The sequence below is a fragment of the Methylophaga sp. UBA2689 genome (assembly GCA_002354555.1).
Lineage (GTDB): Bacteria > Pseudomonadota > Gammaproteobacteria > Nitrosococcales > Methylophagaceae > Methylophaga.
This window is the reverse complement of sequence record DELT01000001.1, coordinates 1-8,429: the sequence shown is the minus strand read 5'-3', so window position 1 is coordinate 8,429 and position 8,429 is coordinate 1. Positions and strand designations below refer to the sequence as shown.

The window sequence follows — 8,429 nt, the reverse complement described above, 5'->3', positions numbered from 1 at the left end:
TTTTTAGCGACTTCCTGGATACGTTCTACAGAACCGACTGAAGTACCGCCGTATTTTTGTACGATAAGTGCCATGACTTAATTTTCCAGCTTAGATGCCACCCAGTTGGTGACGGAGTCGAGTGCAGCAGTTAATTTTTGTGGTTCGCTACCACCGCCTTGTGCCATATCTGGTCGGCCGCCACCTTTACCACCAACTTGTGCGGCGACATGCGATACCAGATCACCGGCCCGGATTTTATCGGTTGCATCTTTAGTGACACCGGCGATCAAGGTGATTTTTTCACCTTCTACAGTTGCCAGAATAATGGCGGCAGTGCCCAGTTTGTTTTTAAGTTGATCAACCGTATCACGCAGGCTTTTTACATCAGCCCCTTCAAGATTGGCGGCCAGCACTTTTATCGATCCGATTTCGGTAGCAGATGCTGCCAGATCTGATCCGGCACTGCTGGCGAGTTTGGATTTAAGTGATTCCAGTTCTTTTTCCATCTGACGGGTGCGTTGCACCAGTTGTTGGGTTTTTTCTTCAATATTTTCCGGCTTGGCTTTGACCAGTTCAGAAATGCTGTTTAGGCGGTTTTCTGATTGTTCAATATAGTTCAGTGCTGCTTCACCGGTGACCGCTTCAATGCGGCGAACACCAGAAGCAATGCCTGTTTCATTGGTTATCTTCAATAAACCGATATCCCCGGTGCGGCCAACGTGTGTACCACCGCAAAGTTCAATCGAAAAGTCACCCATGCTCAGCACGCGAACTTCGTCATCATACTTCTCACCAAACAGCGCCATAGCACCACTTTGACGCGCTTTTTCAATTGGCATCAGGCGGGTTTCAACAGCATGGTTTACACGAATGTGTTGATTAACCATCCGTTCAATTTCGCGAAGCTGATCTGCTGTAACGGGTTCAAAATGCGAAAAGTCGAACCGCAAACGTTGTGAATCTACCAGTGAGCCTTTTTGTGTAACATGTTCACCAAGCACATTTCGCAATGCCGCATGCAACAGATGCGTTCCAGAGTGATTCAGTGCCGTAGCCTGGCGGTTATATTCGTCAACATGGGCAATGACCTGCTGGCCGACTTCAAAAGTACCGTCTTTACATTCACCGATGTGGGTAAAGGCTTTACCCTGTTTGCGTGTGTCTTTGACAATGAAGTGGGCACCTGCCGTGTTGATTTCACCCTGATCACCGACCTGACCACCGGATTCGGCATAAAATGGTGTGTGATCCAGAACGATAATGCCTTGCTGACCAGCATGCAGTTTATCAACATTTTCGCCATCGACCAGCAGGGCAGTGATCACGCCTTCATTACGCATATGATCGTAACCACAGAAAACGGTTTCGCCATCAATAATCAGTGTTTCGGATAACGCACCCCCAAACTGACTGGCACTGCGAGCGCGATTACGTTGGGCTTCCATATGACGTTCAAAGCCAGCAACATCAATTGTTAAGCCACGTTCGCGGGCAATATCGGCCGTTAAGTCAATTGGGAATCCATAGGTGTCGTACAACAGGAAAATGGTTTCACCGGGAATTTCTTTATCCCCCATTTCTTCAATCGCATGATCCAGAATTTTCAGACCGTTATCCAGCGTATCGGCAAAACGTTCTTCTTCAATTTGCAAAGCCTGTTGGACAACTGGCTGTGCCTTGGCAAGTTCCGGAAATGCTTCGCCCATTTCGTCGACTAATGGCTGAACCAGTTTGTAGAAAAAGGCTTCTTTTAAACCCAATTTGTGCCCATGACGAATGGCGCGGCGGATAATACGACGCAGTACATAACCACGCCCTTCATTTGAAGGTTGAACGCCATCGGTGATCATAAAGGCACATGAGCGAATATGGTCAGCGATAACGCGCAGGGAAGTATTACTGGAATCGGTAGTGCCCGACAGTTTTTGAATCGCTTTAATCAGATTCTGAAACAGATCGATGTCGTAATTATTATGTTTGTGCTGCAATACGGCTGCCAGACGTTCCAGACCCATGCCGGTATCTACGGAAGGTTTAGGCAGAGGTGTCAGTGTGCCGTCTGCAGAGCGGTCGAACTGCATGAACACCAGATTCCAGATCTCGATATAACGATCGCCATCTTCTTCAGGTGTGCCGGGAGGGCCGCCGGCGACTTCCGGGCCGTGGTCATAAAATATTTCAGAGCAGGGGCCACATGGACCGGTATCGCCCATTGACCAGAAGTTATCTTTGGCGCCAATACGAGAGAAGCGGGAAGCATCAACCCCAATTTCCTTTAACCAGATATCCGCCGCTTCGTCATCTTCTTCAAATACGGTGATCCATAATTTGTCAGCGGGCAATTGCAGCGTTTCGGTCAGAAACTCCCAGGCATATTGGATCGCTTCATGTTTGAAATAGTCACCAAAGCTGAAGTTACCCAGCATTTCAAAAAACGTATGGTGGCGGGCGGTGTAGCCGACGTTTTCCAAATCGTTATGTTTGCCACCGGCACGAACACAGCGCTGTGTAGTGGTGGCTCGCGTGTATTTTCGGGTTTCCTGACCGAGAAAGACTTCTTTAAACTGAACCATGCCGGCATTGGTAAACAACAATGTCGGATCATTGGCTGGAATTAATGGACTGCTGGAAACAACTTCGTGACCTTTGTCAGCAAAGAAGTCCAGAAACAATTTGCGTAAATCAGCGCTCGTTTTCATTAGTCAGTTTAAAACTTTCCGTTATTTGTTCATGAGTAAAGCCCCGATATTGTAAAAACCGCATCTGTTTGGCACGGTCTTTAAAATCATCGGGGCTCTGCTCGCCAAAACGCTTGCATCGAACTTCGATGGCAAGCGCAAACCAATCAGTTTCTGCCTGTTGCATGGTGGAATGAATCAATTCATCCGCCACGCCTTTCTGTTTCATTTCCTGCCGAATTCGTAGTTCACCATATCCGCGAAGAGCACGAGATCGGATAAACGCTTCGGCAAAACGTTGATCATTTTGCAGGCCACTTTGTTGCAGCTTTTCTAAAGCGGCATGAATTTTATCTGTTTCATGGCCAGCTTGTTGAAGTTTTTGCTGTAATTCTGCAGCGCTATGTTCTCTTCTGGCTAAATAGCCAATGGCTTGTTCGGTTGCTGAGCGGGATTTCACGCGTCGATTTCGTCATCCACGGGTGTTTCAGCGCTTACCTTGACGTTCTTTGGCAACATCACGGCACGGATTTTAGCTTCAATATCTTTGGCCATTTCAGGATGTTCTTTCAGATAAATACGTACATTATCTTTACCCTGGCCAATGCGGTTACCATCGTAGCTATACCATGCACCGGATTTTTCGACGATATTTTCGCTGACACCCAAATCAATTAATTCACCTTCGCGGGAAATACCTTCGCCGTAAAGAATATCGAATTCGACCTGTTTAAAGGGTGGCGCGACTTTATTTTTAACGACTTTCACGCGGGTTTCGTTACCGAGGATTTCATCGCCTTTTTTGATGGCACCAATACGACGAATATCCAGACGAACAGAAGCGTAGAATTTAAGGGCATTACCGCCGGTAGTTGTTTCCGGGTTACCAAACATAACGCCGATTTTCATACGAATTTGGTTAATGAAGATTACCAGCGTGTTGGAGCGCTTGATATTAGCAGTCAGTTTACGTAAAGCCTGAGACATCAAGCGAGCTTGCAGACCCATATGGCTGTCGCCCATATCACCTTCGATTTCAGCTTTAGGTGTCAATGCTGCGACCGAGTCGACCACCACTATATCAACAGCGCCTGAACGCACCAGCATATCGGTGATTTCCAAAGCTTGTTCACCAGTATCGGGTTGTGAGACCAGCAAATCATCAATGTTGACGCCCAGTTTTTCAGCATAAAGCGGATCAAGTGCATGTTCGGCATCAACAAACGCTGCGGTGCCACCCAATTTTTGCATTTCAGCGATGGCGTGCAAAGTCAGCGTTGTTTTACCTGAAGATTCCGGTCCGTAGATTTCAACAACTCGGCCACGCGGCAGACCGCCGATGCCAAGTGCCACGTCTAACCCGATTGAGCCCGTTGAGACCGCATCAATATCACGGTGGGCAGTTCCATCGCCCAAACGCATAACCGCACCTTTGCCAAATTGTTTTTCGATTTGACCTAAGGCTGCGCCAAGCGCTTTCTTCTTGTTTTCATCCATTTGGTGTGCCCTTTAGCTGATATCAGAAAACTATGGATTATCACACAGATAGCCATGTCTCACCAGCGTCGATTACGGTTTCAAACAGGCATTTCTTGGATATTAATTTTGTATTTGTGTTCAGGCGTAATATTCAGTGGAAGCTAATTTTTTCACCAAGCCATCCAGTGCAATAAATACTGCCTGGCGGCGAATGAATTCGCGATTGCCGCGCAGATGAAATGTATTGCAAAACACACTTTGTTTATCTGCCCAGGCAAAGCAAACGGTACCAACTGGTTTTTCAACTGAGCCGCCATCTGGACCAGCAATGCCGCTAATTGCGACGGATATATCTGCGTCGAAATTTTGGATGGCTCCAGAAGCCATCTCAATAACGGTTTGCTCACTGACAGCACCATATTTTTCCAGCGTGCTGAGCTGAACATCAAGATACTGTTGTTTGATTTGGTTACTGTAGCTGACGATACCACCTTCAAACCAGCCTGAGCTGCCAGCCAAATCCGTACAACATTTCGCCAGCCAGCCACCCGTGCACGACTCGGCAGTGACCAAACGCAGACCTTTCGATTGAAGCGCTTGTGCCAGTTGCTGGGTAAGCTGATAAAGTGTTGCGTCAGAATAATCTTGCATACGCTAAACTATAAAAATGACCGAAAAAACCAATCATACGCCAATGATGCAGCAATATCTGCGTATCAAGGCCGAGCATCCCGAATTGTTATTGTTTTATCGAATGGGCGACTTTTATGAGTTGTTTTTTGACGATGCGCATAAAGCTGCCGAGTTATTGGATATTACGCTGACAGCACGCGGTAATAGTAATGGCGCGCCGATTCCGATGGCGGGTGTGCCTTATCATGCGGCTGAAGGGTATCTGGCCAGATTGCTTAAAGGCGGTGTGGCTGTCGCGATTTGTGAGCAGATTGGTGATCCGGCAACCAGCAAGGGGCCGGTGGAACGGAAAGTTGTGCGGGTGCTAACGCCCGGTACCTTAACAGATGAGGCTTTACTCGACAGTAAACAAGAGAATCTGCTGGTTGCGATTTCTCGGAAAAAAGATCAATACGGTTTAGCAGTAGCCGAAATCAGCAGTGGCCGTTTTGATGTATGTCAGCATCAATCGCTAGCGGATTTGTTAGCCGATCTAGCTCGATTACAACCTGCTGAAATTCTGATTGATGACAGTCATGGGGACACCTTAAATAGTTATAACAATCAACTGAAGTTTGTGCCGGAATGGCATTTTGGCCTGGATGCGGCGCGGCGTCGTTTATGTGAGCACTTTGGGACCACGGATTTAAAAGGCTTTGGCTGTGATGATTTGCCGCTGGCCATTATGGCGGCAGGTTGCTTATTGAATTATGCCCAGCAAACCCATCGCACAGCGTTGCCGCAGTTACGCAAAATCAGTGTTGAAACGCCGGCCGACAGTATTCGTATTGATCCACAATCAAGACGCAATCTGGAGCTGGAGCAAAACCTGTCAGGTGGTCGTGAAAATACCTTATTGTCGGTACTTGATAATACCGTTACACCGATGGGTACACGCTTACTGCGGCGTTGGTTGTTACAACCGAAACGAGATTTAACTACCTTGCAACAGCGTCAGGCGGCGATTGGCAATCTTATTGAACAGGATGTTATTGCTGCCGTTCAAACCCTGTTAAAACCGCTAGGCGATATCGAACGTATCGTTACCCGCGTAGCACTGAGTAGTGCCAGACCGCGTGACTTTGTACAGTTACGTCGAATGCTGACTGCTCTGCCAAATCTGCATCAATCTTTATCGGGTACTCAAGCCCGATTGCTGAAACAGATCGATCGCGAGTTGGGGACTTTCCCGGAACTACTTGAGTTATTGAATAGAGCAATTATTGAAGAGCCGCCAGTGTTGATTCGAGATGGTGGGGTGATTGCCGAAGGCTATCATGCGGAACTGGATCGGTTACGCAATCTGCATCTGAATGCCAATGATTTTTTACGCGATCTGGAACAGCGTGAGCGTGAGCGCACTGGTGTCAGTACCTTAAAAGTTGGCTATAACAAAGTGCATGGCTTTTTTATCGAAATCAGCCGTGCCCACAATATTCAGTTACCGGCTGATTATCAGCGTCGGCAAACGCTGAAAAATGCTGAGCGCTATATTACTGCCGAGCTGAAAACGCACGAGGATCAGGTACTCAGCGCCAGCGAAAAAGCCTTGGCATTGGAAAAATCATTATACGAAGAGCTTTTTAAACTGATTCAACCAGAGCTTGCCGCATTGACCCATTGTGCTACGGCACTGGCAGAACTGGATGTTTTGAGCAATCTGGCTGAGCGGGCACAAACGCTTAATTATGTCGCGCCACAGTTGACTGCTGAGCAGGGCTTATCGATTCAGGCGGGTAGACATCCGGTGGTTGAGGCAGTGCAAAAAACGCATTTCTGTCCCAATGATTTGCAGTTAAATGAACAGTCGATGCTGGTGATTACCGGCCCCAATATGGGCGGTAAATCCACCTATATGCGGCAGACAGCATTAATCGTGATCATGGCGTATATGGGCAGCTATGTTCCTGCTGATTCGGCTGTTATCGGTCCGATTGATCAGATATTTACTCGTATTGGTGCCAGTGATGATTTGGCCTCAGGACGCTCTACTTTTATGGTGGAGATGAATGAAGCAGCAAATATTCTGAATAATGCTTCAGCTCAAAGTCTGGTGTTAATGGATGAAGTAGGGCGGGGCACCAGTACTTTTGATGGCTTGGCGCTGGCTTGGAGCTGCGCCGAAAAACTGGTGCGGGATATTGGCGCGTATACCTTATTTGCTACCCATTATTTTGAAATGACTCAGTTGCCAGGATTATATGACAAAGCCAGCAATGTGCATCTTGATGCGATTGAGCATGGTGACAAGATCGTGTTTTTGCATCAATTAAAACCGGGTGCAGCCAATCAGAGTTACGGTTTGCAGGTGGCGCAGTTGGCAGGGGTACCAAACGATGTGATTCAGGCGGCAAAACATAAATTAGCCGCTCTGGAAACTCAACGTACTGTTAGTACAAATTTGCATGAACAACCACCGCAACAGGATTTATTTGCTCAACCGGATAATTCGGCCCTGATACACAAAATCGAGCAAATCAATCCTGATGAATTAACTCCCAAAGCGGCACTGGAATTACTTTACGAGCTCAAAAAATTTATCTGAATGCTGTCGCTCAATTAATGTAACTGGCCAGTGCGTTCACGGTGCAGTAACAAATCATTGGTTGGCGGCATTTGTACATGGAAACCCTGTGTTTCCAGATTATGAATGACTTTATTGACATCTTCACGGGCCAGTTTGCGATCTGGACTTAGTTCCAGTTCCATCACAAATATCGGCTCGTTGCCCATTGAGCCATAGAGGCTTGGCGGCACTTCCGAAAAATCATCTTTCTTGCTGAGATAAAGATATAACTCTTCTTTTTTACGGCTTTTATAGATATAGGCTTTCATAACACAACTCTGATTTACGAAATCGGCGGATGATAGATGATCTGTACGACAGTTCCGGCTGGATCATAACAATAAAAACTGCGTGCTCCATCACGATGGGTACGTGGTGGCTGGCGCATTGGAACCGCATGGTGATCCAGAAAGGCATACCATTCATCAACCTGCTCAGGTGTTGGAATAATAAAACCAATATGGTCCAGAGGCTGAACAGGTGTTTTATTGATATTTTCGCCACGGTGTAAAGCCAGATTGTCATTGCCAGAGGTCAGATAAACGTTATCCTCATCAGGACGCCATTCGACTTCCATGCCTAGTAAGTCCACATAAAACTGTTCGCAGGCTTCGAGATTTTCGACGGTTAGTGCCACATGACGCAAACCGCCAGTTCGTGTTGGTCGCTGCATGGTTATGCTCCGGTTTATTGAAATTCGATTAGGCTTGTTCAATCACTTCATAGTCATGGGTGATTTCGGCGGTTTTTGCCAACATAATTGACGCCGAGCAATACTTCTCTGTCGATAGTTTTACCGCACGATCGACAAAATTCTGTTTAAGATTGCGGCCGGTTACGGTGTAGTGCACATGAATTTTGGTAAAGACTTTTGGCGCTTCCTCGCTTCGTTCCGCGGAAACTTCAACCACGCAATCGGTAACATCTTGACGCGATTTTTTCAGAATATCGATGACGTCAAATGATGTGCAGCCACCAAGGCCCAGCAGTAGAAGCTCCATCGGACGCATGCCCGTGCCGTGACCACCTGCTTCTTCAGGACCATCCATTAC

At 47.1% G+C, this 8,429-nt stretch carries 8 protein-coding genes; 1 reads left to right on the top strand and 7 read right to left on the bottom strand.

The features are described 5' to 3' along the window. Positions 1-77 precede the first annotated feature (77 nt). The 4 genes from alaS to B3M51_RS00025 form a co-directional block, all read right to left on the bottom strand. Complete coding sequence (gene alaS, locus B3M51_RS00040) at positions 78-2,681, bottom strand: alanine--tRNA ligase (protein WP_292755998.1); 2,604 nt, start codon at positions 2,679-2,681, stop codon at positions 78-80. Continuing rightward, complete coding sequence (gene recX / locus B3M51_RS00035; protein WP_292483830.1) at positions 2,665-3,120, bottom strand: recombination regulator RecX; 456 nt, start codon at positions 3,118-3,120, stop codon at positions 2,665-2,667. The genes alaS and recX overlap by 17 nt, the downstream gene beginning before the upstream one ends. Beyond that, positions 3,117-4,157, bottom strand: coding sequence for a recombinase RecA (recA, locus tag B3M51_RS00030; RefSeq protein ID WP_292483828.1), 1,041 nt, complete (start codon positions 4,155-4,157; stop codon positions 3,117-3,119). Before recA ends, recX begins: the two co-directional genes overlap by 4 nt. A 120-nt stretch (positions 4,158-4,277) precedes the next feature. Then, complete coding sequence (locus B3M51_RS00025; protein WP_292483826.1) at positions 4,278-4,790, bottom strand: CinA family protein; 513 nt, start codon at positions 4,788-4,790, stop codon at positions 4,278-4,280. Positions 4,791-4,806: 16 nt separating this feature from the next. Between B3M51_RS00025 and mutS the strand changes: the two genes are divergently transcribed. Then, the gene (gene mutS, locus B3M51_RS00020; protein WP_292755995.1) at positions 4,807-7,356 is read left to right on the top strand and encodes a DNA mismatch repair protein MutS; all 2,550 of its coding nucleotides are present in this window, start codon (positions 4,807-4,809) and stop codon (positions 7,354-7,356) included. 14 nt (positions 7,357-7,370) lie between these two features. On the opposite strand, the gene B3M51_RS00015 is transcribed toward mutS, so the two are convergent. From B3M51_RS00015 to B3M51_RS00005, 3 genes are all read right to left on the bottom strand, one after another. After that, positions 7,371-7,646 (bottom strand): YcgL domain-containing protein, encoded by a 276-nt coding sequence (locus B3M51_RS00015; protein ID WP_292483822.1) that lies wholly within the window; start codon positions 7,644-7,646, stop codon positions 7,371-7,373. Positions 7,647-7,660: 14 nt separating this feature from the next. Beyond that, a complete protein-coding gene (locus tag B3M51_RS00010) occupies positions 7,661-8,050 on the bottom strand; it encodes a VOC family protein (RefSeq protein ID WP_292412740.1) in 390 nt (129 codons plus the stop codon). A gap of 28 nt (positions 8,051-8,078) precedes the next feature. After that, a partial coding sequence (locus tag B3M51_RS00005) for an OsmC family protein (RefSeq protein WP_292755993.1) occupies positions 8,079-8,429 on the bottom strand: 351 nt, incomplete at its 5' end.